Here is a 24,684-nt window from a genome sequence, read left to right on the forward strand (position 1 = left end):
AGTTGGAGGGCCGTGAGACGCGCATGAACGCCGGATGAGAACCGGCGCGGGGCCTCAGTTCCCCAGTTCGCGGGCCCCGGGCATCTGGACGCGGGCGAGCGTCCCCCCGCCGGGCGCGGGTTCCAACGCGACACGCCCTCCGCATTCGCCCACGACCCGCGCGACGATCGACAGCCCGAGCCCGGAACCGGGCAGGCTGCGCGCGGTGGGAGACCGCCAGAACCGCTCGAAGACATGTGGAAGGTCTTCAGCCCGAATCCCGGGGCCCTGGTCGCGGACGGTCAGTTCCCCGTCCACGAGCCGAACGGTGACGACCCCGGCGGCCGGGCTGAACTTCACGGCGTTGTCGACGAGATTCACCACGGCACGCTCCAGCGACGCCGGATCACCCCGCACATACCAGGGCTCGATCGTCGCCTCGACGGTCAGGCCCGGGCCGCGCAGCCGGGCGCGTTCCACGGCGCGGTCGACGACGTCGTGGAACGCGACGTCCTCGTGCACGGGTCCGGGCTCGTCCGGACGGGCCAGCTCGAGAAGATCCCCGACGAGGCTCGACAGCTCCCGCATCTGCGCCTTGACGCTGACGAGCAGGTTGTGGCGGGCGTCCGGGTCCAGTTCTCGGCCGGTGGCCTCGGCGCGCAACAGCAGGTCGATGTTGGTGCGCAGGCTGGTCAACGGCGTCCGCAGCTCATGCCCGGCGTCGGCGATGAGCTGCCGCTGACGCTCACGGGAGGCGGCGAGCGCGCTGGTCATGCTGTTGAAGGAACGGCTCAACCGGGCGATCTCGTCGGTCCCGTCCTCGCCGATTCGGGTGCCGAGATCCTCGGTACGGGCGATGTGCTCGACGGCGCCGGTCAACTCGTCCACCGGACGCAGCGAAGCCCGCGCGACGACCAACCCCGCCGCCGCCGACACCAGAACGCCAAGAGCCGTGACTGCGGTCAGCAACAACGCCAGATTGCCCAAGGGTCCTTCGACCTCGTCAAGGGAGATCGCGTAGGACACCGCGGCCCGCGTCCCGTCCCGCGTTCGGAACTCGCGCGTAAGAACACGAACGTGGTCTTCGACGCCGGACGACGTCATACCCGTGCCGTCGTGGTAGACGTGATCACGCTCGCCACGGGCGACCGCGACGTCCTCCTCCGTGACCTTCAGGGACCCGGCGCCGGGGACGGTGCAGGCCCGCCCCTCAGCGTCGACCAGCTGCATGATCTCGTAGGGTCCGGGCGGGCGGAGTTCGGTGCCGGTCCCGGTGGCGGTGGGCGAACACGCCGCCAGCGCCTCCTCCAGTTGCCCGGCCAACCGGCGCGGAGGGCCGCCGCCGGGTGCACCGGGCGGCCCGGCGGACAGCGCCCCGAGACGCCGGTCAAGCTCGTGATACAGCTGGTCGCGGGTGAGAAGCCACCCGGCGGTGGCGCACGCCGCGACCGCGAGCGCGACGGCGGTCGCGGTGAGCAACGCCAGCCGCGCGCGCAGCGTCACCCTCCGCGTCACGTGGACGCCGCCGCGCGCAACACGTACCCGACGCCACGAACCGTGTGCACCAACCGCGAGAGCCCGCCCGCCTCCGTCTTACGCCGCAGGTACATCACGTACACGTCCAGCGAGTTGGACGCGGGCTCGAAGTCGAATCCCCAGACGGTCTCCAGGATCCGCTCCCGGGTCAGGACCTGCCGGGGATGCGTCAGAAACAGCTCAAGCAGCATGTACTCGGTCCGCGTGAGTTCAACGGCCCGACCGGCGCGAACAACCTCCCGAGTCACGGTGTTCATCGACAGATCGCCGAAAACCAGAACCTCCGCGCCCGCGCCCCCGCCTGCCCCCGCGCCCGGGACGGTCATCGAGGCACGACGCAACAGGGCGCGAACCCGGGCGAGTAGCTCGGCCAGCTCGAACGGCTTGGCGAGATAGTCGTCGGCACCGGCGTCCAGGCCCGTGACGCGGTCACCGACCATGTCGCGGGCGGTGAGCATGAGCACCGGCATGGTCCCGCCGAGCGCGCGCAGCCGCCGGCACGTCGTCAGACCGTCCATGCGCGGCATCAGAACGTCGAGAACCACCAGGTCGGGGCGTTCCCGTCCGACCCGCTCCAGTGCCATCACACCGTCCGCGGCATCGCTGACCTGGTACCCCTCGAACTCCAGGCTGCTGACCAGGGACTCGCGGACGGCGGGTTCGTCGTCCACGACCAGAATCCGCGCGCCCCGAGCGGAAGACTCCATGCACACACAGTAAGCACCACGCCGCACCCCCCACCCACCACGGCGGTCTTCTCACGAAACTCTAAGATTCACTCCGCCCCACCCCCACGGTCCCCGAATCGGATCGGTCCATTGGTAGTGCCTGCTATACCGCCGATCCACCCGGAGGCTGGGTCGAGCAACCGGGGGCTCATGGCGGAGCCTTATGAGGATCGGCTGTTTACCAGAAGGGACACCTAGCTGATGCTGTGCCCGCCGGTGGGCCTCCCGCGTTGACCCTGAGCCGGAGCAGGGACGACGCGATGACCGTCCCCTTCCTACTGCTCGGGCCCCTGGAGATCCACGGGGAGGACGGCCGCTTACGCGTCCCGTCCGGCAGGCAGGAAACGGTGCTCGCCGCCCTCCTTCTGGACCTCAACCGCGTCGTGTCCACGTCGTCCCTGGTGGACATTCTCTGGGCCGAAAGCCCGCCGAGCACGGCCCGTACGCAGGTGCAGATCTGCGTTTCCCGGATCCGCAAAACACTGGCTCCTCTCGGCGACTCGGCCCGGATCACCACCCGGAACCACGGCTATCTGCTGAACGCCGACACCGACGTCACGGACCTCGCGGTCTTCCGTCACCGGGTCGCGCGGGCCCAGACCCTGGCCCGGGACGGCCGGAGTTCCGATGCCGTCGAGTCGCTGCGATCCGCCGTGGCACTGTGGCGGGGCCCCTGCCTGGACGGGATCTCCAGCGACGCCCTCGCCCGCCGCGCGTCGACGCTGGACGAGGACCGGCTCGCCGCCGTGGAGACCTATCTGGAACTGGAACTCGACCTCGGCCGCCACCACCGGCTCATCAGCGAACTGGTCGGGCTCGTCGACGAGCACCCGCTCCGCGAACGGCTGCGCGGCTACCTGATGCTCGCCCTGTACCGGGCCGACCGGCAGGCCGAGGCGCTCGCCGTCTACCGGGACGGCCGCGACGTGCTCGACCGCGAACTGGGCCTGCCGCCCAGCGATTCGTTACGCGCGCTCGAATCGTCCATCCTCACCGGTGATCCGGCACTGCACCTCAAGCCCCGCGACGGCGACCTCAACGGCAACAGCGGCAACGGCAACGGCGCCAACGTCGACACCCCGCCGCGGCCTGCCGCGACTCCGCGGGCCTCACCGTCCACGACCGCCAACGTCCCGCACCAGCTGCCCGCCGACATCGGGGACTTCGTCGGACGCGACGACTTCGTCACCGAGATCGAGAACGCCGTCCGGCACGACGCCCGGCGGCCCGCGCCCGGCGTCGCGATCCTGGTCGGCAGGCCCGGCGTCGGCAAGAGCACGACGGCCACCCATGTCGCGCACCGGCTGAGCGGCGGGCACTTCCCCGACGGTCAGCTGTACTGCGACCTCCGGGGCACCCACTCCGACCAGCTGCGACCTGAGGAGGTGCTGAGACGGTTCCTGCTAGCCCTCGGCATTCCCGGGCTCCAACTGCCGGAGCGCCTGGACGAGCTCGCCGAGATGTACCGGACGTTGCTGGCCGACCGCCGCGTCCTCGTCGTCCTCGACGACGCGGCGGCCGAGGAGCAGATCACCCCGTTGATCCCCGGCGGGTCGGGATGCGCCGTGATCGTCACGAGCCGCGCCCGGCTGACGGCCGTGCCCGGCGCGCACCTGATCGAGCTGGCGGCGCTCGACGGGGAGTCGGCCGGTGAGCTGCTGAGCCGCGTGCTCGGCCCGGAGCGGGTGGCCGCCGAACGCGCGGCCGCGGTCAGCCTGGTGCGCGCGGTGGGCGGGCTGCCGCTCGCGTTGCGCATCGTCGCCGCCCGGCTCTCCGCACGCCCCCACTGGACGCTGGCCTCGATGGTGGTCAGGCTCGGTGACGAGCGGCGCCATCTCGACGAGCTGACGCACGGCCACATGACCGTCCGGGCCAGCCTGTCGGTCGGCTACGACGGGCTCGCCCCGGTCGACCGCCGGTTGCTGCGGCTGCTCAGCCTCACCGAGGGGCCCACGCTGCCCGGGTGGCTGGCGGGCGCGCTGCTCGACGACCCGGCGGGGCTCCGCGCCGACCCGCTGGAACCGCTGGTGGACATGCACATGCTCGACGTCGTGGGCATCGACGAGGCGGGCGAGTTCCGGCACCGGTTCCACGAGACGACCCGGATGTTCGCCCGGGAGCAGCGGCTCGCCGAATGTTCGGAGGCCGAGCAGCACGACGCGACCCGACGCATGATCGGCGGCTGGATGTCCCTGGTCGAGCAGGCGCACCGGCGCGCCTACGGCGGCGACCATCTCGTCCTGCACGGCACCGGACCTCGGTGGCATCCGCCCGAGCCCTACGTCCGCCGGTTGCTCGCCGATCCGCTGAAGTGGCTGGACGCCGAACTCCCCAACCTGTGCGCGGCGGTCGAGGCGGCCTACCACGCCGAGCTGGACGAGCTGTGCTGGGACCTGGCCACGGGCCTCGTCACCGTGTTCGAGGCGAGAGGGCACCTCCCGCAGTGGGAGAGCACGCACCGCCTGGCGCTCAAGGCGGTACGGCGGGCGGGCAACCAGCGGGGCACGGCGGCGGTGCTGGCCTCACTCGGCACTCTGTACCTCACGCAGCGCCGCCTCGACGACGCGGAGACCTCGCTGACCGCCGCCCTCGCGACCTTCGACGACCTCGACGACGCCGAGGGACGCGGCCTGTGCCTGCGCGACCTCGCCTTCGCGCAGCGGGTGCAGGGCCACGACGGCCGCGCACTGAAGCTCTACGACCAGGCCGTGGACGCCTTCGACCGCAGCGGCGACGTGGTCGGCCGGGCGAGCGCGCTGACCCAGAGCGCCCCCATCCGGGTGCGGCGCGGGGAGTTCGCGGTCGCCCGCGTCCGGCTCGACGAGGCGTTGGCCGTGTACCGGTCCGTCGGCTACCAGCGCGGCGAGTCACTCGCGCTGTGGCGGATAGCGCAACTGCTCATGGCCCGTGGCGAACTCCAGGAAGCCGAACGTGTTCTGAAGGACGTCCTGATGCTCGTCAGCGCGAACCAGGACGTGATCGGCACCGGACACGTGCTGCGCGACCTCGGCGAGGTCAGCGCGGGCCTCGGTCTCGACCAGGCGGCCACCCGCTACCAGCGGCAGTCGCTGGCGGTGTGGGAGCAGGTCATGGATCCGGACCGGTCGGCGCTCGTCCGGCTCGACATGGCGCACGCCTTCGTCCGGCTGGGGCGCCGCGACGAGGCCGAGAGCCTGGTCACGGAATGCATCGCGGCGTTTCAGGATAGTGGAATGACGGCCGAGTTGCGGTCGGCCCGTCAATTGCTGACCTCACTGTCGACCGGCTGAGCACGCCGGTCAGCCCCACGGGTCATTGCCCGACAGCGCGACATCCATCGTTCCGATGCGCGACGAAGCGTCGATGACCTGCGCGGACGCGGTGATCGTGACAGACATTCCGAACTCCTTCATGCGGCTTTTTCGATCTGCTGCATAACGTAAGGAATGACGCGATCCCGCGATTAATTCGCCGCTATCCCTTCCCTATCCCGGCGGGTTTCGGCAATGGAATGCCGGGAGATAGCCGATGAATGCCCGCGTCCGGAAATCTCGGTTCCGTTGACCGGTGAAATGGCAGAAGGGAGCATGATGACCAGCCCAGCGCTTGCCAGCGGACCGCTGTCCTGGCAGCAGGAGTCAGTCGTGCGCAGCGCCGCGACGTGCGGTCGCGAGTGCCTCTGGACCGCGTTCGAGATCCCCTCGGACGTCTCGAACGACGAACTGATCAGCAGGCTCGGCCGGCTGGTACGGCGCGAGCACAGCCTCCGCATCGTCGCGGTGGACCCCGCCGGGGTCGGCTACGCGGACGCCATCGAGCTGCCGATCCGGTACGCGCGGTGCTCCGGCCCCGGCGGCGTCCCGGAGTTCGTGGCGCGGAACAAGCACGTCGAGTTCGCCTCGGGCCGCCCCCGGTGGCAGCTGACGATCATCGACCATCGCGACCCGGCGGGACGTCCGGCGCGGAGCGCGCTCGCCGTCTTCGACTTCATGATCGCGGACATGTTCAGCCTGGCCCTGCTGCGTCAGGAACTGTGCACGGGCGTGGCACCGTCCGCGAAACGGGGCGCTGGCCGCTACCGGGAATGGGTGGTGCGGCAACGCGCCGAATTCGACGTCGACGCGGTCGACGCGGTGTCCACGGCCCGCGCGTTCTGGGACGAGCACTTGGGCGGGGCGTCACCGAGCGGGTCCACGCCGCTGCCGGGTGTCGACGACGCCGCACCGGACCAGGTCGGCGGAACGGTCTGGCTCAGCGTGCCCGTCCCGATGTCGGCCGCTGACCTGGCGGCAGCGGCCCGGCGGGCCAAGGCCACCCCGTACACGCTGGCCGTCGCGTCGGTCGCGGCCACCATCGCCACGGGCACGGCGGAGGACGACGTCACGCTACGAGTGATCAACAGTGGCCGCGTGCCGGACGCGGCGGCGACGTTCGGGCGGCTCGCCACCTCCACGCCGATCCGCCTGAACCGTCCCGGCCTCGCCGGGTTCGACGTCGCCGTGGCGGAGGTGCGGGCGGCGTGGCGTCGCGTCCTGCCGCACCAGCACACGCCGTGGGAGTACCTGCGCACCGTCTGCGCCGGACGTGGAGTCACCGAGTGGGAGGCGGCGGGCCAGCGTCAGCTGGTCGTCAACTTCTTCCCCGCCCCCGCGGACGGTCTCGGGGCCGCCGACTTCGCCGACAAGCGAGCCGACCTGCGCATGACGCACGTGGAGTTGCTCGTCGTACCGCTGGTCTCGGGCGGGTTCATGTTCCGCATGATGTGCGACTCCGGCGACCTGGACGTGGAGAGCGTCCGGCGCTTCCTGCATGTTCTGGCGGACGGTTTCACCGCGCACGTTCGCACCGTCCTGTCCGAGGACGGTCGCGTCCCGGAGCCTCGGCGATGAGCGCGATCCCGCTGCCGGACGCGGTGGACACGCTGGTCGTCGGCGGCGGCCTGGCCGGTCTCGCGGTCGCGGCCGAGCTGGACCGCGCGGGCGCGGGCGACGGGACCGCCGTCCTGGAGAGCGGCCCGGACGCCGGAGCGGCACACAACAGATGGGCGCATGACGAGGCCGACGCCCAACGCCGCTGGCTGCATCCCGAACACGACCCCCACACCTGGCGGCCCTGGACCACCGGCGGCCCGGAGTTCGCCGGGATGGCCGCGCTCCGCAGGCGAGTCGGCGGACGATCGCTGTACTGGCACGGGATCCTGCTGCCGATCGAGCCATGGGCGCTCACCGGCCCGGACTGGCCCGCCGAGATCGTCCACGACCTGGTCGGCTCCTGGCAGGGCGGCCCCGGCCTGTACGAGCGGGTCAACGCCGAACTCGCAGCGTGGGCCGGACCAGACGCCACAGGCTTCGCCGCAGGACCGATCCTGCGAATCGGGGACTACACGTTCACCGAAGTGCCCAAGGCCATTCGCCGCCATCCCCGATTGCCGCGACGGTGGCGCGCCTACACGCCCCTCGATCACTGGACGACCGACCGCGGACACGGCTCGCCGCCCGCGCCCATCCATCCGGACAGCCACACTGTCGGCGTCCTGCTGGACGGTGACAGGGCGGTCGGTGTCCGGGTACGCCGCGGCGGCACGGAGACGGATGTGGCGGCCCGACGTGTCGTCCTCGCGGCCGGTGCTATTGAGAACGCACGGTTGGCCGTCCAGGCGCTGTCGGCGACAGGCGGGTTCACCGAACCGGCCCTGCCCGGCTTGGTGGACAAGGTCGACCAGGGTTTCGTCGTCGCCTGCGCGGCGAACCGTCTGCCCGGTGAGGTCGTGTCGCTGGCCCGGCGAGGCGCGCTGCTGTTCACGCCGTGCCCTGACGGACTGCGCTCGAACCTCTTCCTGAACATCCGGCTCAACGCGGCGGGCGCGGTCCTCATCACCGTGTCCGTCATGGGCGAGCAGCACCGCGCCGAGTCGGGCCGCGTCCGATGCCTGCCGACCGGCCGGTGGCCCTGGCAGACCACGGTGACCACCCCGGAAGGACCGAAAGACCGCGCGCTGGCCCAGGAGCAGCAAGCGGAACTGCACCGGATCTGGCGCACACTCCACGTGCACCTGAATCTGCCCCCGCGCGCCCTGGCGTTCGACCCCGGCTACGCCACGCCGAGGTCGGCGCATCGGCTCACGGCGTTCGACCACATCGCGCACGACGCGGGCCCACTCCCGTACGCCCTCCCGCGTGGATCGCAACAGCACGACGCGGGCACCACGCCGCTCGGCACCCTGCTGGACGGCGACCACCAGTTCCGCGACATCCCGGGCCTCTATGTCGCCGGGCCGTCCGCCTTCCCCCGGACGGGAGCCGCGAACCCGACCCTGACCACGCTCGCCCTCGCCAAACGGCTGGCCGCGACGCTCGCCGCGACCTCCGCGAGCGCGACCTCCGCGAGCGCGGGCGCACTCGCCGCAGTCTGATCCCCCTTTCCGAAGGAGTCGTCCTGCCGTGTCCATTACTGCTGAGCCCGAAATCCTGATCGAACGCGCACCTGCTGTAAGCGCACTGCCGACGTCCACCGACGAACCACCGCCCGCGCTCGACGTGGTCGACCTGGTCCGCGACTTCACCCGCCGCAAGTCGACCCCCGTCCGAGCCCTCGACGGCATGTCGTTGCGGGTGCCGCGGGGCGAGGTGCACGGGCTGCTCGGCCCGAACGGCGCCGGGAAGACGACGCTGGTGAAGATCCTTTCCACCGTCCTGCTGCCCACCGGCGGCCACGCCCGAATCCGCGGGCACGACGTCGTTGCCGAGGCACGCGCCGTCCGCCCCCTGATCGGCGTCGTCTTCGGCGGCGACCGGGGCCTCTACACGCGGCTGACCGGACGCCAGAACCTGGAGTTCTGGGCGGCCGTGCAGCACGTCCCGTCGAAGACGCTGCGGCGCCGGTGCGCGGAGCTGCTGGACCGGCTCGGCCTGTCCGGCACCGCCGACCGGCGGGTGGAGACCTACTCGCGCGGCATGCGGCAACGCCTGCACCTGGCGCGCGGCCTGGTCGCCGACGCGCCCGTCCTGTTCCTGGACGAGCCGACGATGGGCATGGACCCCGTCGCGGCCCGCGAGTTCCAGGCGCTCATCGGCGAACTGCGCGGCGAGGGACGCACCATCGTGCTCGCCACGCACAACATGGCCGAGGCGGCGGAGCTGTGCGACCGGGTCAGCTTCGTCCGCGGCGGCAAGGTGATCGACACCCGCTCTCCGCGTGCCCTCGCCGACCTCGCGGCGGGCGCGCACGGAGTGGAGATCGACGACGACCCGGACCCCGTCGCGCTCGCCGCGGTTCGGGCCCTGCCGGGCGTGACGTCCGTCGAGCCCGGCGCCGGGTCCGCCCGGATCCGGGTGCGGGGAGAGGAACACCTCCCGGACGTCCTGCGCACGCTCGCCGACCACCGGCTGACGTCGGTGCGGACGATGCGTCCCACGCTGGAGGACGTCTACCTCGCGCTCATCGGCGACCGCGGACTTGAGGTGTGAGCCGATGCGAACCGTCGCCAGTGGCTTCCGCCTCCAACTCGTCTTCTACCGGCATCATCCCGACCTCCTCGTGCCGCTGCTCACGGCTCCGCTCTACGCGGCGGTCTTCGCCATGATCATGCGCCACAACGACCGCGCCGACCTGCTGGGACAGGCGTCGCTCGCGCCGTTCTACATGTCGCTGTGGTGGTTCGCGCTGTTCAGCGGCGGCTGGATCATCCAGACCGACCGCTGGGAGGACACCCTCCAGTACCTGGTGTCCGCGCCCGCCAACTTCAGCGCCGTCGTGTTCGGACGGGCCTGCGCCACCGTCGTGCCCGGCATCGCGGCGTTCGCCGAGACCTGGCTGTTCGCCCGCTACGTCCTGCACGCACCCGTGACCATTCGACACTGGCCGGTGCTCACGGCCTCGCTCGCGCTGACGTTGTTCGCGACGGCTGCCACGGCCACGTTGCTGGCCGCGCTGTTCGTGCTCGCCCGCAACGCGATCACGTTCTCCAACGCGGCGAGCTTCCCGTTCTACGTGCTCGGCGGCCTTCTCGTGCCGACGGTGTTCCTCCCGGACTGGGTGCGCCCGCTGTCCAACGGCGTCTTCCTGTCCTGGTCCGCCGACCTGCTGCGCGGCTCCATCAGCGCCGATCCCGTGCCGCACGCCGCGCTCGGACTGACCATGATCACGGCGCTTGGCGCGTTCGCGCTGGTCGCGGCCCGGCTGACGATCGGGCGCGTGCTGGCGCGCGTCCGGCACACGGGGGAGATGAGCACGCGATGACCGTCCCGCACGTGATGACCGTCCAGCGCGTGATGACCGTCCTGCACGTGATCCGGCGTTCGGTGCGCATCGGCGTCCGCGAGTACCGGACGATCTACACCTGGAAAACCTGGCTGTCCGCGTGGTTCGTCCGGGTCCTCGCCCAGGTGGCGTTCTTCGCCCTTGTCGGCAGGATGCTCGGCGCACCGGAACAGACCCGGTTCCTGCTGGTCGGGAACGCGGTCGTGCTCGCCGCGATGAGCGGCATGTTCGCCGTCAACATGGTGAGCTCCGAACGGAGCGGCGGGACGCTCCCGCTGCTGGCGGCCAGCCCGACACATCCCGCCGTCGTGCTCACGGGACGCGGCGCGTACATGATCGCCGACGGCACGGTGTCCGCCGTCGCGGCGCTATTGGTGGCCAGTCGGCTGTTCCACGTCCCGCTGGACTGGTGGCAGATCCCGCCGATCGTCCTGCTGATCCTGCTCGTCGGCTGGTCGGCGTACTGTTTCGGCACTCTCATCGGCGGCCTGCTGCTGGGCTTCCGGACCGTGCAGACCATCGCCACCAACGTGTGCCTGGTCAGCCTGATGAACCTGTGCGGAGTGAACGTCCCGCTGGACTCCTATCCGGCGCCGCTGCGGTGGATCTCGGCGGTGCTTCCGGTGACGCACGGGCTGCGGGGCGTCCGGCTGACCCTGGCGGGCCACCTGTCCGAGGCCGCGGCGCAGGGCGCGCTCGAAGCCCTGGTCGGCGCGGGCTGGCTGGCGGCGTGCCTGCTCACGTTCACCCGTTTCGTCCGGCGCGGACGCCGCCTCGGCACCCTGGACTTCGCGACATGAGCGCCGACCCGATCGACGACCTGACCGGGGCGAAGGCCGCCGTCCTGCTGAGCGGCGTCTCGTCCGACTCGCACACCTGGAACCTGGTCTATCTCGAACTCCTGTTGCGCGAACGCGGTCACCGGGTGCGCAACCTCGGCCCGTGCGTCCCCGACGACCTGCTGGTGCGCACCTGCCTGCGGGACCGGCCCGACCTGCTGGTGATCAGCTCGGTCAACGGCCACGGTGCGAGCGACGGCGAACGCATGATGCGGACGCTGCGCGCCGAGCCCGCGCTGACGACGCTGCCCGCGGTGATCGGCGGCAAGCTCGGCACCCGAGGCCACATCGGCGCCGCCGCCCGCCGCCACGGCCTGACGGCAGCCGGTTTTGACGAGGTCTTCGAGGGGGCGGACGGCCTGCCGCGCTTCCTCTCCTACCTCGAACGGCATCGCGCACCCGTCCATGTTGGTCAGAAGGGCGGCGCGTGATGACGGAACCGCGTCACGACTTCGGCGGCATGGTCCGCCGGGCCCGCTCGCGGGGCCAGCTCGTCGTGCAACCCAGGATGGGCTTCGCCGACGCGGCCACAATGCGCGCCGGTCTCGTCCGCACGGCCGACGTCCCCGCGCCGACGGCGGGCACGATCACCCTGGACAGCTACACCAGGCTCGGCGACTACCGGGCGGTGCTGGACGTCATCGCTCGCGGCGGCGACCTCAACGGATTCCCCATCGTCACCGAGAACCACGCCGTGACCCGTGCCATGACGGCGGATCTGGTCGGCCCGGACTTCCAGATCCAGGTGCGGCACGGCTCCGCCGCCCCGATGGACATCGTGAAGGCGATGACCCGCGCCGATCTGTACGCGACCGAGGGCGGACCCGTCTCATACTGCCTGCCCTATGGCCGCGTCCCACTGGCGGAGTCGATCGACCATTGGCGACGCGCATGCGAACTGCTCGCCGCCACACGCGGACCGGACGTCGAACCCCATCTAGAGACCTTCGGCGGTTGCCTGTTGGGCCAACTGTGCCCGCCAGGGTTGCTTGTCGCGGTCAGCGTGCTGGAGGCGATGTTCTTCCGCGACCACGGCCTGCGCGGCGTCTCGCTGAGCTACGCCCAGCAGACCGACCACGAACAGGACGTCCAGGCCGTCAACGCGCTCCGCACGCTCGCCGCCGAGTACCTGCCTGACGTGGACTGGCACATCGTCCTCTACACGTACATGGGCGTGTTCCCCGCCACGCGGCGCGGCGCGATCCGCCTCAACCGGGACGCGGCCCGCCTCGCCGCCCGGGCGGGCGCCGACCGGTTGATCGTGAAGACGTCCGTCGAGGCGCACCGCATCCCCACCATCGACGAGAACGTCGAGGCCCTGCGTGGTGCCGCCGATGTGGCCGCGTCCAGCTGGGATGTCGCTCCGACCCGTCCAGACGACACGACGCTGGCGGAGTCCAGGAATCTGGTCCAGGCCACGCTCGAACTGTCCGACGACATCGGGCACGCGCTGCTGTTGGCCGTCCGGCGCGGGCTTCTCGACGTGCCGTTCTGCCTGCACCCCGACAACGCGGGACGGTCCAGCTCCACGATCGACTCCGCCGGACGGCTGGTCTGGGCCTCGCCGGGCGCGATGCCGCTGACGGCCACGCCCGGCCGCCACCCGGAGCTGTCGTCCGATCGACTGCTCGCCTCGCTGACCCACCTTTCCCGACGCTACGACGCCCACGCCCCGGCCGCGTGACCCGCTGCCATCCCACGTCGCAAAGGAAAAATCATGAACGCAGACCCGGCGTCCGCGCCGAACAGTGGCCCGGTCCGTCTCGGTGAGAGCGAATGGTCGGTGTGGTCGAGCGCGATGGTGCGCGGCGCGGGCTTCCCCGCCCGCGCCGTCGACCGCCTCGCCGACCCGGACCTGGCCGACCACGCCGACCAGGACGGCGCGGCCGAGAACCCCGCCTTCCGCCAGGCGTTCCACGACGCCACCGAACGATTCACCCGCGAGTTGGGGCAGGTCGCGGCGTCCGCGAACTTCCGGCTGGCGGTCGGCTGGCAGAACCGCCGGTTCCTCGCCACGGCGGTGGACCCGCACCTGCGACAGCTGGCGAGCGGCAAACCCGCCAACAGCAAGCGCCGGTCGCGGGAGCAGGCGATCGCCACGTACTGGCAGCGCTACTGCCTGAAGAACGAGTCGATCGGCTTCTTCGGCCCCACGGCCTGGGCCACCATCGGCACCGACGACAGCGGAGTCACCGTCCGTCCGGGCCCCGCCGTCACCGACCAGACGACGATCTACCTGGAACGGTGGCCTGTGGACGTCCTGGCCCGTGGACTGGCCGCGGATCTCGACCTGAAGCCCTGGTTCCGCCCCCGGCGCAGCCCGCTCCTGCGCTTGACGGAACGCACGGCATGCCTGCCCGGCGGGACACCGACCCCCATCGACGACCTGACATCCGCGTTGCTGCGCGCGGCCGACGGCACGCTGACCGCCCGCGCCCTCGCCCACCAGGTGTGCACGGACTCGGATGAGGCCGCCGTGTTCGCGCGGATGGAGGAACTCCGGAAACGTCGCTGGCTGATCTGGAAACTGGAGCTACCCGCCTCCCTGCGCGCCGAAGACGACCTCCTGGAGTTGCTCGACGGCATCGACGACGAGGACGTCCGCGCCACCGCCACCGCACGGGCCCGAAAGCTCATCGACGGCCGCGACAAACTCGGACAGGTCTGGAACGACCCCGAGGCACTACCGGCCGCGCTGGACGACCTGGCCGACACCTTCGTCGAGCTGACCGGCGCCGCCGCCACACGCCACGACGGTCAGGCCTACGGCGGCCGGACCCTCGCCTACCTGGAGTGCCGCCGGGACGTGTCCGTCCGGTTCGGCGCGGAGTTCGTGGACCGGATGGCGCCGATCGTCCCCGTGCTCGACAGCGTCCGCTGGCTGACCTGGCGCATCCGGCAAGACGTGGAACCGCTGGTAGAGACGGCATACCGAACCGCGCGCCAGCACACGGACGGCCCGGTCGACGTCGGCACGCTGTGGATGGAGGCGATGCGAACGGTCGGCACGCGACTGGACGGCATCGTCGCGGCAGCCCTCACCGAGTTCCATCGGCGCTGGTCGGCGATCCTGCCCTACGACAGCGACGAGGCCACCGTCCAGCGCACGACGGCCGACCTGGAGATCGCCGTCAAGGAACTGTTCGACGCACCCCACAGCGGCTGGGACCAGGCCCGGATCGCGTGCCCGGACATCATGATCGCCGCGAACGGCCCCGCCGACGTCGAGGCGGGACGGTACCGCGTCGTCCTGGGCGAGATCCACGCGGCGATGAACTCGCTGGACTACGTCTCGATGGTGCCGACGCACCGCGACCCGGCCGCACTCCGGGCCAACCTGGACGCGACCTTCCCCACCGCCCGGCTCCTGCCGCTGCTGCCTCCGGAGAGCCGACCGAAGTTCACCGTGCGCTCGCACCCGGCGCTGATCCGCCCCGACGACCAGCGGATCTCCCTCGTACCGCACACCCCCACGCCCCGAACCGGAACGACCCAGCTCGCGGCCGACGCCCTGGTGCTGGACGAGGACGGCCACCTCTCCGTCGTCCTGCCGGACGGGGCGCGGTTCGACGTCCTGGACCTGTTCGCGGAGGCGATGAAGTCCCTGCTGCTCAGCCACTTCGATCTCCTTCCGCTGGGACGGCACCGTCCGAGGATCACCGTGGACGACCTCGTCGTGACCCGCGAAGGCTGGCGGGTGCCGGTGACGGAACTCGACTTCGTCCACCAGCCGGACGCCGCGACCCGCTTCGTCGCCGCCCGCGCCTGGGCCCGCGCCAACCGGTTCCCCCGCCACGTCTTCGCGAAGTTCCCGACCGAGACCAAGCCGTTCTACGTCGACTTCGCCAGCCCGATCTTCGTTGACGTCCTCGCGAGCGCCGCCCGCCGAGCGGTACGCGACGCCCCGGACGGCGCCCCGGTGGCCGTCAAGATCGTGGAGATGCTGCCCGCGCCGGACCAGGCATGGCTCACCGACTCGGCGGGCGAGCGCTACACGTCCGAGTTCCGCTTCGCCGTGTGCGACCTGCGCGACGCCGCACCCGGGCGCGCCACGTGATGGCCACGGACACCCCGATCCGGGCAGCACTCGGCGTCGAGAACCTCGTCCTCTCCTACCACTACCTGAACCTGCGAGACCCCGACGGTTACGCCTCACTGCTGGACGAACTCGTCGTGGTCAACGTCCCCGGCCAGGGACTCGTCCAGGGCAGGACGCCCCTCCTGCGGCACCTCACCACGTTCATCGACCCGCGGGTCCACCACCACATCGACCGGATTCTGACGGACGGCGGCGGCGCGGCCGCCGTGATCGGCCGCCTGACCAGCGGCAACGGCGAGACGGGATTCGTGGACATCGTCGAACTGTCCGACGAATGCCTGCTGACCAGCCTGAGCCGCTACGTGTCCGCCGCACCGCCCACCCTCAACTGAACGGAGCAGCTCCATGTACACGAACCTTCCCACCGCCGAAGACACCATGAAGGTCATCGCCGAGGTCATCGGCGTCACCACCGCCACCCCCGACGCCAACTTCTTCGACCTGGGCGGCGACTCGTTGCGGGCCGCGCACCTGTCCCTGGTGCTGGAGGAACGGTTCGCCGGTGCCGAGGTGGACGTCTTCACCATCTACGCCGCCGAGGACCTGGCCGAGATCCACCAGGAACTGGTGCGCTCCCTGACCGCCGTGGCGGCGTCATGACGTCCACCGACCTGGCCGTCCGCTCACCACTCGTCGAGCGGATCAGCGCGATCTCCTCGATCCACCCGGCCGCCCCGGCGATCACCGCCGCAGCCGGATCCCTCCGCTACCGAGACCTGGAGGACCTCCGAATCGCCTGGTCAGCAGACCTCCGCGAGAAACAGGCCCGGCCCGGCTCGATCGTCGCGCTGATCGTCCGGGACCCGCTGTTCCTGGCCCCGGCCTTCCTCGCCGCCCGCTCGGCCGGACTGGTCCCCCTCCTGATCGACCCGCACCAGCCCGCGTCACGCCGCGCTTCCGTCCTCACGGCCGCGCGCCCCGCACTAACGATGCAGGTTCGCGAAACACCCACCTACGAGCCCACCACCGAAACACCCCTGACGGTCGACCCGTCCGCCGGGTACCTGGGTTTCACGTCCGGCACCCAAGGTTCACCGAAGGGCATCGTGTCCAACGAACACGGGGCCTTGCGCTTCGTGGACTGGGAGATCGAAACACTAGGACTACGCCCAGGCACGCGGGTCGCCCTGCTCAGCCCCCCAACGTTCGAGGTCGTGATCCGCGAACTCTTCGTGGCGCTGTGCAGCGGCGGCGAACTGCTCGCCGCGCGACCAACCGTGCGCATCGACCCCGCCGCAGTAGTGGACTGGCTCGCGGAAGAGGGAGCCGAACTCGTCCACGCCGTCCCCAGCCTCTCCACCCGATGGGTGAAAGCGTCGCGCGGACGGCAACTACCCCAGCTGCGCTGGACAGTGTTCGCGGGCGAGCCACTGCATTCCGCCCAAGTCCTCGACTGGCGTCGGACGGCGCCGTCCACCGACGTCATCAACCTCTACGGCCCATCAGAAACAACACTGGCGAAGTTCTTCTACCGCGTCCCGAACCCACCCCACCCAGGACTGCAACCGGTCGGCCGCCCCATGCCCGGCACCCGCCTCCTAACATCCGCACCCCCCAACGAGCCATTCCCGGTAGCCATCGAGACACCCCACGGCTCCTTCGGCTACCTACCAGGCACCGCCCCACCCGCCGACGACGCAGCACTGACCAGAAACTCCGGCGTGACCACGTTCGCCACAAAAGACCTGGGCATGCTCACGCCCGACGGCAACCTGGTAATCACCGGACGCTCCGATTCCCGAGTCAAACGACACGGCGTGTTCGTGGACCTGACCGGCATAGAACAAGCGGCGACCGCCTCCCCGGACGTCCGCCTCGCCTGCTGCCTGCAAGCCGCCGACGGCACCCTCGTGCTGTTCGCGGAAACGACCACGGCCGAGGCACACCTGAGCCGCCAATTGCGGCGCGAACTGGGGCCCAGCGCACCGGACAAGGTGATCACGCTGCCGCGAATGCCCCTCTCCCCGAACGGAAAGATCGACCGGCGCGCGCTCGCCGCGTCCGAGAACGGAGCCAGGCCATGACCGCGCGGACGGTCGCCATTGTCGACCCTTACTCCTCGGGCGTCCTGTACGCGCCCGCGCTGCGCGAAGCAGGTTTCCGTCCAATAGCAGTACTCTCCTGGCCTCTGCCCGCAGACTCGTTCACCGCCACCTTTCGCGCCAACGACTTCGACACCATCCTGACCGCCAGCAAAAACGTCGTCCCCCAACTAACCAAGCTGAAGCCCCTCGCAATAATCCCCGGCTCAGAAAGCGGGGTAGCACTGGCCGACGACCTATCACAAAAATTGACTCCCTCCCTGGCACACGTCCCGGAACTAACCCCAAGCCGCAGCCACAAGGGACACATGGCCAAAGCGATCTCATCAGCAGGTCTGGCCATGACCCCAACCATCTGCGTCCGCAGCGTCCAAGAAGCAACCGCACCACTGACCACCACAGAGTTCGCAGGCCACGACCTGGTCATCAAACCGGCGACAAGCGTGTCCACCGACGGCGTGACCCTGGTCCCCGCAGGCGAGGACTGGCGCCCCGCCGTAACCGCGCTCATCGGCCGAACCAACGCCACAGGCGTGACGAACAAGGAAGTGGTGATCCAACGACGCCTGTTCGGAACCGAATACGTGGTCAACACTTTCAGCCACGACGGCCACCACGTGGTCACCGACGTATGCCGCTACACCAAAACAACCACCAACGACAGCTTCGCCGTCTACCAGGACGTCGAGTTCCTCCCAGCCGACGACCCGATGCACACCGACACAATCAACTACGTCCGAAAGGCCCTCGACGCACTCGGCTTCCGTTTCGGCCCAGCCCACACAGAAGTGATGCTGACCAACGAAGGCCCACGCCTGGTCGAAGTCAACTCCCGCCTAGCAGGCAGCGGAATGGCCGCAGCAGCCGAACTCGCAACAGGCGACAACGGCGCCCGCCGAACAATCCGCTACCTCCTCGGCTCCCGCGACTTCCCAGCCACAACCACACTCAAGCGTTCCGTCTCCGTAGCGATGTTCCTGGCCCGACACGACGGCGTCGTCACCAACGCCGAGACCCTGGACCGCATCCGCCACCTCCCCACCTGCCGCAACCTGGTCGTCAACGTCCGCAACGGCGACAAGATCGCAAAGACCACCGACCTCCTCTCATCACTCCGCCTGGGCTGGGCCCTCTTCGCCCACCGCGACCCAGCCCGAGTCAAACGAGACCACGCCCAAGCCCGCGCCTACGCCGCGGAACTGACCACCCTCTAGTTGCCCGACATCGCCGCGCGGTCGTAGGCGGATCGGTACTCTTTTCACAAGGCAGACCACGCCTGCCAGCCTGAGCACCGAGCGCCTACGCCGCTGGTGCGCCGACGACAAAGCGTCCAGGACGACGCGTGGCCCCTCGATCTTCATGCCGTCCAGCGGTGTGCGTAGGGCTCCGCCGGAGGACGCCATGACCGCCGACCCGCGTCGTCGCCCTTCCCGAAAAGTGCAGCGCCGAGCCCGCCGCCGCCAGGCCGAAACCGGCGAAACCTACCTGGCCGCGGCCGCCGCCGTGGAGGCTGAGGCCGAACGGGAACGTGGCCAGCGCTACCTGTCCAGGCCATCGGTGCCCGCCGACCTGGCCGCCGCGATCCGCGAGGCCGGTCTGATTCCCCTCGAAGCACTGCCGTCCGAGGCCGCGGACCGCCCGCTCGGCTGGGACTGGTGGTGCCGCTGCCAATGGTGCGGCCGCGTCATCAGCGTCAGACCCGAACAGAGCAGGCTGCGCGGGATACTGATCTTCCAGCGGACCTTCCCCGAGGCCGACCGGCACACGAAAGGCGTCTGCACCCGGATGGCCTTCCCACCAATGATCTACAACGGCCTACCGTCCTTCGACGAACTGAAGGACTTCGAACAACGCGCCCTACGCGCCACGACCAGATTCACCGACCAGCAGAACACTCAACCCCCAAGTTGACGGGGCGAACAACCTCTCGCCACGGCACGGAACAGCGCACCTGGCCGAACGCGGACAACGACCATCCAGTCCGCATTCCCGCACGTACGTTGAGCCCAAACCGAAGACTTGGGGGGCCGCGTGCAGCGACTGGACGACGACCAGATCGAACAGATCCTCGCCATGGTGGACGCCTCCGCGGCGGCGGTCGCTCCCGACGAGCGCGAGGACTCGTTCGACGACTACGCCGACCTCATGCGCCACGAACACGTCCTGCCCGGCACCGAGACACAACCCGTAGACCCCAGCGCCGCCGGAATCGCGGACTCCTTCATCTTCCTCGGCATGGGCCTCGCCTTCCTCGGCCAGGTGGCCTTCAACGTCCTGAACATCGCCACGGACATGGCCATCGAACGCGGCGTGGAAAGCGCGGCCGCCTTCCTCCGCCGGAAGATCCGCAAAGAAACCGACCCCGACCCGGCCGAAGAAATAACCCGGCGCATCCTCCTGCACGCCGAACTACCGCCCGAGGTCGACGTCCAGGAACTACGCCTCGTGATCACAATCCAGGTGACCGTCATCCAAACCGGCACGGAACAGCAACCCCCCACCCCGTGACCGACGCGCCACCCCGCGACCGGCGACTCCGTCACCTACGCCGCCTCAACCTTCTCCACCACTCACTGCGCGCCGTCGTGGCGGCCCCCTACGTCCTCCTGATCCCCTCCATCATGGTGGTCGACCATTCCGAACCCGACCCTCTGCACCCCTTGGCAGCGCTCCTCACCGCACTCGCCGCCACCACCCTGATCTGCCTGGCGATCTTCGCCTTCCTGATCTGGGAATGGGCGGCATGGTCGTACGAATACCGCCAAGGCTCCAGCTTCCGCATGCCAATCAAATGGGGCCCTCGCTGGGACGACGTCCGCCACGCCCTGGAACGCGCAGGCATCGACATAGACACCATCGCCGCCTACAAAACCTTCGACGAGCACGCCAACCTTCAGGAACTACATCCACCCCGCCGCAGCCTCGGAATTTCCGGAGTATTCTCAGACTGGGGAGCCCGCCACACCAAGAAACTAATCATTGTAGGCGCCGCATGCGGCGTCACCCTCTCCGTCGCCGACGAACTGTGGCCCGACTGGTACGACCGCCCCGCATTCTGGATCGCCATTGGCATCGCCACCGCCGCCATCGCCCCGTTCGCAGCACGAAACGGCTGGTCACAATACCGCCAGAACGCGCGCCTCCCCGACAGCGTCGTCATCATCCCAACCCAATGGCCTGCCAGCCTCCGCCGCCAGGACCCCACGGCGATGGCCGTCTTCATGCACGAACTCTCCCACGTCCGCCACCACGACGCCGCACGCCGCCGAATCATCAGCGTCTACACCCGCTTCGGCCAGTTCTTCGCCTTCCTGGACGCGGGCATCGTCCTCAACGCCAACCTCCCCACCTGGCTGTCACTAGCCGCCTTCCTAACTATGGCCACCACCGGAATCCTCGGCGTCCGCCGAGCCCGCCCCGCACTGATCCTCATCGAAGAACTCCGAGCCGACGCAGAAGCCTGCTCCACCCCCGAAACCCAAAAAGGCATGTGCACCTTCCTAGACAAAACCCCACCCACCCCCCAAACCAAAGCCCGAAAACAAACCCTAACCACCAACTGGTCCCCCACCGCCCTAAAATCACCAACCCAAACCATAACCACAACAACCCTAGGCTTCGCACTCCCCGTCCTACTCCTCACCCCCCTCCTCTGGACAAACGACACCGCCCCACAATCACCACCAAATTCAAATACTCAGATGCACAAATAAATGCCGCATACCAGCCCACACAACCAACCAACTGAGCGATTTCCCTGATCACACTCTCCCAACGGAGGCCGGGGTAGCATCTCCCAGTGAACACCAACCTCACCGACAACGACCTACCCAATACTCTGACTCGCCGAGCCCAATATTTTGTGGGAGTACATGGCTTCAAGGTCGAGGTGCGGTCCGTCGAGGAAAACAGGCAGGGATGGCTTGAGGGAGGCGTCCCCGCAGCGGTGATCAACCGAATGGCGACCTTCCAGCAACGATGGGGCGGCCTGCGCCTGCCCCCCGCACCGCAATACGACGGAGGCCCCAGATACTTCGATGCGGGCACACCCGAATCAGACTCCGCAGGGTGGTGCTTCGAAGCCGGAACGCAGCGGACCGCGCTCCCCTACTCATTCATGATCGGCCCGTCGGGTGAGTTCGGCGTCTATGCGGACACGTGGGCGCCCCTACACGCGACCGTCGAGGGCTGGGTGGAATCGCTCGCCCTGACCCACCACGCACTCATGTACGCGAAACAGATCACCAGACTCACAGATCATGAAGTCGAGGACATCGATCTGGACGGCTTCGAGCAGGTACGCGAGGTGATGGGCCTGGCGGACACCTGGTGGAGAGGCCCCGACTCACTGGTAGCGCTCTACACAGGCGAGGCCGCCACCCTCAACTTCCCCAGAGGACGCCTCGCGCTGATCTACTCCGGCCTGGACGACTGGGGCCTACGAGGAGGCGTCGAAGACAACAAAGACTGACCCCCAAAGCCACAGCACAGTCCTGCACGCCGCCCAGAGGAATGAATTCAGCGCTGCCCAGAGTTTCGTGGATGCAGGCGCCCAGCGAGCGTCCGCACGTCAGCGAGCAGAGAGTTCGGCGGCTGATCCAGTTCGAGGGTGTGCTGATGAATGGTGACCTCGGCATGCCGTACCCGATGGGCCGCATGCGACGCGTTTCCCTTCGCGTAGATGAGATGGCCGTCCGCGAGATGGAGGGCGGTGCAGTAGGCGAGCATCTGGTAGAGGTCGGCGTCGGGAAACCCGTGAGGCTTCTCAGCCTTGTACTTGGCATCGGCCACGGCCCGTGGGACGCCCGCATCGCTGTAATGGACGAAGTCAGGCACGATCCGGATGACGTGGCCTTCGTCGAGATGATGAGAGGCCTGGAGGACGCAGCGACCGCCGCACTCGCCGAACGCTTTGCGGAGAGCGATCGTGACGAAGTCCTCGAAGACGTGAGCCATGTCGAACAGGAAGCCGCTGACGGCGGTACCGCCCGGCCGGTGCTCGACGGAGGCGCCGCGCAGCACTAGCTCGGCGAGACGCACCGCCGGTTGGTACCGGATGTTCAACCGGGTAGGCCGCCACACCGGAGTCTCCTGACCCCGTCCGATCGGGGTGACGTCGGCAAGCCGAACGCGCAACCTCAGCAACCGACCGCGCAGGTCCCGAGGAACACCCGGGAGGCGTAGAAGCCGTTCGGCGGCGGTCCGCAAAAGCCGGTTCTCGGCGATGTCCGTCGTGTACTCGTCGTGGACGATCTCCACGGCGGGAAACTCGCCATAATGCCGCCGGATCTGGTCGCCCTCCCGGAGCCGCCCACGCACAACAAGGGACGTCTCCTCAACGGTGCGATACCCCTGAAGAAGCCCCTGCCGCAGCGCCCGGTCGGCCTGCCGCTCAAACAAGGACGCGAAAGCGGGCAAGAGTTCGAGCTCCTCATCAAGCGACACCTCGTCGTCCCGCCAGCCTCCAGCGTCCAGGGCGTAGCCGAGCAGGAACAACAACCGGCGGATCGGCACCTTCGGCATGATCCGCAGTGTGGCGGTCTCACCATTCGCCGCGACCACGGTCACGGCGCCGACCTTTCCCCCGGCCTTGACCCGCCACCGTCCGGGGACGTCCGGATCCGGCGCGGCGGCGACGACACCCGATGCGACGACGGCGCGGCCGAGTGCCATGGACATCGGAAGCGTCCGCGCCGCCCCATGCTCGGCAAGCGCAATGACCGTCATGCCGACGGCGGAGCGATGGCGTCGCGCAGAGTCGCCAAGCCATACCGCTGCTCGACCTTCATGTCCTCCCCGTAGTGGTACTCCTCCAGCAACGGAAGGATCTTGGTGCGCCAGGTGCGCTCCAGCCCGCCGTCACGGTAGACGCCCGGCTTCATCAGGTAGGACGGCCCGACCTGGAAGTCGGCATCGGCGATGCGACGGTTCAGCGCGTCCAGCAGGTCGGCCGGTTCGGGGTCGCGGCTCTTGGCGGCGAGCCAGCGCCGCAGCATGCCCTTGGTCGGTTCGGCACGCGGCGAAAGCTCAACGAACGCGAACCGACGTCGCATCGCGGCGTCCACCAAGGCGATGGACCGATCAGCGGTGTTCATGGTGCCGATGACGAACAGGTTCGGCGGCAGCGCGAAATCGTCGCCGGAGTAGGTCAGCCGCACAGACCGGTTGCGGTACTCCAGCAGGAAGTACAGCTCACCGAACACCTTCGCCAGGTTGGCTCGGTTGATCTCATCGATGATGAGGAAATGCGGGACGTGCCGATTGCCCTCACTCGACGCCAGGTCGGCAAGCTCACGCAACGGCCCAGCCGTCAACCGGAACGCGACCTGCCGGGTCTCCGGATCCTCCTGCGGCCGGAACCCCTCGAAGAAATCCTCGTAGGCATAGGACGGATGGAACTGCACCAACTTGACCTGCTCAGGCCCACCCCCAAGGAACTCCGCGAGCTTCTGCGCGAGATACGTCTTACCAGTGCCAGGCGGCCCGTAAAAGATGAGCTGCCGCTCGTCCCACAGCAGATCGCGCACCTCCCGCAACCACGCCGCATCATGGACGAGCAAGTCCTCCGCAAGCCCTTCCCCCGGCTCGGGCAGCACCAGCTCCCGGCGGGCGGCCAACGCGGGCGTCTCCTCACTTGGATCGCCGTGCGCGTCCCGCGCCTCTTCGGCGAGCTGCTCGTCACTGAGCCCCAGCCCGTCCACCATGGCCTGGACAGAGGTGAGGTCAACAACGTCCTGCTGAACGGACAACTTCTGCTGGAGTTCCTCGGGAAGTTCGTCGTAGGAGTGTCCAGAGCTTTCCCACTCCACCGGACGCCGCAGGTTGGACCGGCCGTCCTCCGACTCGACATGCTCAACGGCACCAGTGATCTCGCCGACGTACAGCAGACCGCCGGACAGTGCGCAGACGATGTCGCCCGGCTTCATCCGCGTCAGGAAAAGGTGGAACTCCTCGACCAGCCGCGCGCGCTGGTTGTAAGACACCGTGGACTCGTAGTCGTCCTCGACGAAGCCGCGCAGCACGTGCTTGCTCGTCCCCTGCTCGACGCTCTCACGCCGCAGCCGCGTCGCCGCGAGGCTCACCCTCCCCTCGGGCAGCCACAGCGACTGCACGAGATCGACCCCCGACACGTTGGACCCGCGCACCAGCCACGTCCGCTGCGAACCCCACGCCGCCTGGGCGATGTAGTCGCCGAGCGGATGTCGTCGGCCGTCTTCCACCAC

Annotated in this window: 21 protein-coding genes; 17 read left to right on the forward strand and 4 right to left on the reverse strand. The window is 69.2% G+C overall.

Annotated features, from left to right (window positions below):
• Positions 1-54: 54 nt before the first annotated feature.
• Positions 55-1,494 carry a sensor histidine kinase gene (locus ABD808_RS27410; RefSeq protein ID WP_344902199.1) on the reverse strand — a complete coding sequence of 480 codons (1,440 nt, stop codon included), beginning with the start codon at positions 1,492-1,494 and terminating at the stop codon, positions 55-57.
• A complete protein-coding gene (locus ABD808_RS27415; RefSeq protein WP_344902202.1) occupies positions 1,491-2,222 on the reverse strand; it encodes a response regulator transcription factor in 732 nt (243 codons plus the stop codon). The genes ABD808_RS27410 and ABD808_RS27415 overlap by 4 nt, the downstream gene beginning before the upstream one ends.
• 281 nt (positions 2,223-2,503) lie before the next feature.
• Between ABD808_RS27415 and ABD808_RS27420 the strand changes: the two genes are divergently transcribed.
• From ABD808_RS27420 to ABD808_RS27500, 17 genes are all read left to right on the forward strand, one after another.
• Complete coding sequence (locus ABD808_RS27420) at positions 2,504-5,512, forward strand: AfsR/SARP family transcriptional regulator (RefSeq protein WP_344902205.1); 3,009 nt, start codon at positions 2,504-2,506, stop codon at positions 5,510-5,512.
• A 297-nt stretch (positions 5,513-5,809) separates the two neighbouring features.
• Positions 5,810-7,111 (forward strand): condensation domain-containing protein, encoded by a 1,302-nt coding sequence (locus tag ABD808_RS27425; RefSeq protein ID WP_344902207.1) that lies wholly within the window; start codon positions 5,810-5,812, stop codon positions 7,109-7,111.
• Positions 7,108-8,634: a GMC oxidoreductase gene (locus ABD808_RS27430; RefSeq protein WP_344902211.1), complete on the forward strand. Its 1,527-nt coding sequence runs from the start codon at positions 7,108-7,110 to the stop codon at positions 8,632-8,634. The genes ABD808_RS27425 and ABD808_RS27430 overlap by 4 nt, the downstream gene beginning before the upstream one ends.
• A 28-nt stretch (positions 8,635-8,662) precedes the next feature.
• Positions 8,663-9,688, forward strand: coding sequence for an ABC transporter ATP-binding protein (locus tag ABD808_RS27435; protein WP_344902214.1), 1,026 nt, complete (start codon positions 8,663-8,665; stop codon positions 9,686-9,688).
• Between the two features lie 4 nt (positions 9,689-9,692).
• Complete coding sequence (locus ABD808_RS27440; RefSeq protein ID WP_344902217.1) at positions 9,693-10,460, forward strand: ABC transporter permease; 768 nt, start codon at positions 9,693-9,695, stop codon at positions 10,458-10,460.
• Positions 10,457-11,281, forward strand: coding sequence for an ABC transporter permease (locus ABD808_RS27445; RefSeq protein WP_344902220.1), 825 nt, complete (start codon positions 10,457-10,459; stop codon positions 11,279-11,281). Before ABD808_RS27440 ends, ABD808_RS27445 begins: the two co-directional genes overlap by 4 nt.
• Positions 11,278-11,751 carry a cobalamin B12-binding domain-containing protein gene (locus ABD808_RS27450; RefSeq protein WP_344902223.1) on the forward strand — a complete coding sequence of 158 codons (474 nt, stop codon included), beginning with the start codon at positions 11,278-11,280 and terminating at the stop codon, positions 11,749-11,751. The genes ABD808_RS27445 and ABD808_RS27450 overlap by 4 nt, the downstream gene beginning before the upstream one ends.
• Complete coding sequence (locus tag ABD808_RS27455; protein ID WP_344902226.1) at positions 11,751-13,004, forward strand: methylaspartate mutase; 1,254 nt, start codon at positions 11,751-11,753, stop codon at positions 13,002-13,004. The genes ABD808_RS27450 and ABD808_RS27455 overlap by 1 nt, the downstream gene beginning before the upstream one ends.
• Before the next feature lie 33 nt (positions 13,005-13,037).
• Positions 13,038-15,377 carry a lantibiotic dehydratase gene (locus tag ABD808_RS27460; RefSeq protein ID WP_344902229.1) on the forward strand — a complete coding sequence of 780 codons (2,340 nt, stop codon included), beginning with the start codon at positions 13,038-13,040 and terminating at the stop codon, positions 15,375-15,377.
• Positions 15,377-15,751, forward strand: coding sequence for a nuclear transport factor 2 family protein (locus ABD808_RS27465; RefSeq protein WP_344902232.1), 375 nt, complete (start codon positions 15,377-15,379; stop codon positions 15,749-15,751). The genes ABD808_RS27460 and ABD808_RS27465 overlap by 1 nt, the downstream gene beginning before the upstream one ends.
• Positions 15,752-15,764: 13 nt before the next feature.
• The gene (locus tag ABD808_RS27470) at positions 15,765-16,019 is read left to right on the forward strand and encodes a phosphopantetheine-binding protein (protein ID WP_344902235.1); all 255 of its coding nucleotides are present in this window, start codon (positions 15,765-15,767) and stop codon (positions 16,017-16,019) included.
• On the forward strand, positions 16,016-17,443 hold the full coding sequence (locus ABD808_RS27475; RefSeq protein WP_344902238.1) for an AMP-binding protein: 1,428 nt from the start codon (positions 16,016-16,018) through the stop codon (positions 17,441-17,443). The genes ABD808_RS27470 and ABD808_RS27475 overlap by 4 nt, the downstream gene beginning before the upstream one ends.
• Positions 17,440-18,675, forward strand: coding sequence for an ATP-grasp domain-containing protein (locus ABD808_RS27480; RefSeq protein WP_344902241.1), 1,236 nt, complete (start codon positions 17,440-17,442; stop codon positions 18,673-18,675). The genes ABD808_RS27475 and ABD808_RS27480 overlap by 4 nt, the downstream gene beginning before the upstream one ends.
• A gap of 187 nt (positions 18,676-18,862) precedes the next feature.
• The gene (locus ABD808_RS27485; protein WP_344902244.1) at positions 18,863-19,372 is read left to right on the forward strand and encodes a hypothetical protein; all 510 of its coding nucleotides are present in this window, start codon (positions 18,863-18,865) and stop codon (positions 19,370-19,372) included.
• 120 nt (positions 19,373-19,492) lie between these two features.
• Positions 19,493-19,969 (forward strand): hypothetical protein, encoded by a 477-nt coding sequence (locus ABD808_RS27490; protein ID WP_344902246.1) that lies wholly within the window; start codon positions 19,493-19,495, stop codon positions 19,967-19,969.
• Between the two features lie 113 nt (positions 19,970-20,082).
• Positions 20,083-21,174, forward strand: coding sequence for a hypothetical protein (locus ABD808_RS27495; protein ID WP_344902249.1), 1,092 nt, complete (start codon positions 20,083-20,085; stop codon positions 21,172-21,174).
• Between the two features lie 86 nt (positions 21,175-21,260).
• On the forward strand, positions 21,261-21,932 hold the full coding sequence (locus tag ABD808_RS27500; RefSeq protein ID WP_344902252.1) for a hypothetical protein: 672 nt from the start codon (positions 21,261-21,263) through the stop codon (positions 21,930-21,932).
• Positions 21,933-21,979: 47 nt separating this feature from the next.
• On the opposite strand, the gene ABD808_RS27505 is transcribed toward ABD808_RS27500, so the two are convergent.
• Complete coding sequence (locus ABD808_RS27505; RefSeq protein ID WP_344902255.1) at positions 21,980-23,188, reverse strand: McrC family protein; 1,209 nt, start codon at positions 23,186-23,188, stop codon at positions 21,980-21,982.
• Positions 23,185-24,681 carry an McrB family protein gene (locus tag ABD808_RS27510; protein WP_344902258.1) on the reverse strand — a complete coding sequence of 499 codons (1,497 nt, stop codon included), beginning with the start codon at positions 24,679-24,681 and terminating at the stop codon, positions 23,185-23,187. The genes ABD808_RS27505 and ABD808_RS27510 overlap by 4 nt, the downstream gene beginning before the upstream one ends.
• Positions 24,682-24,684 lie beyond the last annotated feature (3 nt).

Source organism: Actinomadura meridiana, from assembly GCF_039537545.1.
Lineage (GTDB): Bacteria > Actinomycetota > Actinomycetes > Streptosporangiales > Streptosporangiaceae > Spirillospora > Spirillospora meridiana.

Excerpts from the sequence above, each read along its gene's own strand:
- ABD808_RS27425 (WP_344902207.1), top strand. The coding sequence starts at position 5,810 with ATGATGACCAGCCCAGCGCTTGCCAGCGGACCGCTGTCCTGGCAGCAG.
- ABD808_RS27440 (WP_344902217.1), top strand. The coding sequence starts at position 9,693 with ATGCGAACCGTCGCCAGTGGCTTCCGCCTCCAACTCGTCTTCTACCGG.
- ABD808_RS27430 (WP_344902211.1), top strand. The coding sequence starts at position 7,108 with ATGAGCGCGATCCCGCTGCCGGACGCGGTGGACACGCTGGTCGTCGGC.
- ABD808_RS27505 (WP_344902255.1), bottom strand. The coding sequence starts at position 23,188 with ATGACGGTCATTGCGCTTGCCGAGCATGGGGCGGCGCGGACGCTTCCG.
- ABD808_RS27415 (WP_344902202.1), bottom strand. The coding sequence starts at position 2,222 with ATGGAGTCTTCCGCTCGGGGCGCGCGGATTCTGGTCGTGGACGACGAA.
- ABD808_RS27485 (WP_344902244.1), top strand. The coding sequence starts at position 18,863 with ATGACCGCCGACCCGCGTCGTCGCCCTTCCCGAAAAGTGCAGCGCCGA.
- ABD808_RS27475 (WP_344902238.1), top strand. The coding sequence starts at position 16,016 with ATGACGTCCACCGACCTGGCCGTCCGCTCACCACTCGTCGAGCGGATC.
- ABD808_RS27445 (WP_344902220.1), top strand. The coding sequence starts at position 10,457 with ATGACCGTCCCGCACGTGATGACCGTCCAGCGCGTGATGACCGTCCTG.
- ABD808_RS27420 (WP_344902205.1), top strand. The coding sequence starts at position 2,504 with ATGACCGTCCCCTTCCTACTGCTCGGGCCCCTGGAGATCCACGGGGAG.
- ABD808_RS27495 (WP_344902249.1), top strand. The coding sequence starts at position 20,083 with ATGGTGGTCGACCATTCCGAACCCGACCCTCTGCACCCCTTGGCAGCG.
- ABD808_RS27460 (WP_344902229.1), top strand. The coding sequence starts at position 13,038 with ATGAACGCAGACCCGGCGTCCGCGCCGAACAGTGGCCCGGTCCGTCTC.
- ABD808_RS27465 (WP_344902232.1), top strand. The coding sequence starts at position 15,377 with ATGGCCACGGACACCCCGATCCGGGCAGCACTCGGCGTCGAGAACCTC.
- ABD808_RS27470 (WP_344902235.1), top strand. The coding sequence starts at position 15,765 with ATGTACACGAACCTTCCCACCGCCGAAGACACCATGAAGGTCATCGCC.
- ABD808_RS27480 (WP_344902241.1), top strand. The coding sequence starts at position 17,440 with ATGACCGCGCGGACGGTCGCCATTGTCGACCCTTACTCCTCGGGCGTC.
- ABD808_RS27450 (WP_344902223.1), top strand. The coding sequence starts at position 11,278 with ATGAGCGCCGACCCGATCGACGACCTGACCGGGGCGAAGGCCGCCGTC.
- ABD808_RS27455 (WP_344902226.1), top strand. The coding sequence starts at position 11,751 with ATGACGGAACCGCGTCACGACTTCGGCGGCATGGTCCGCCGGGCCCGC.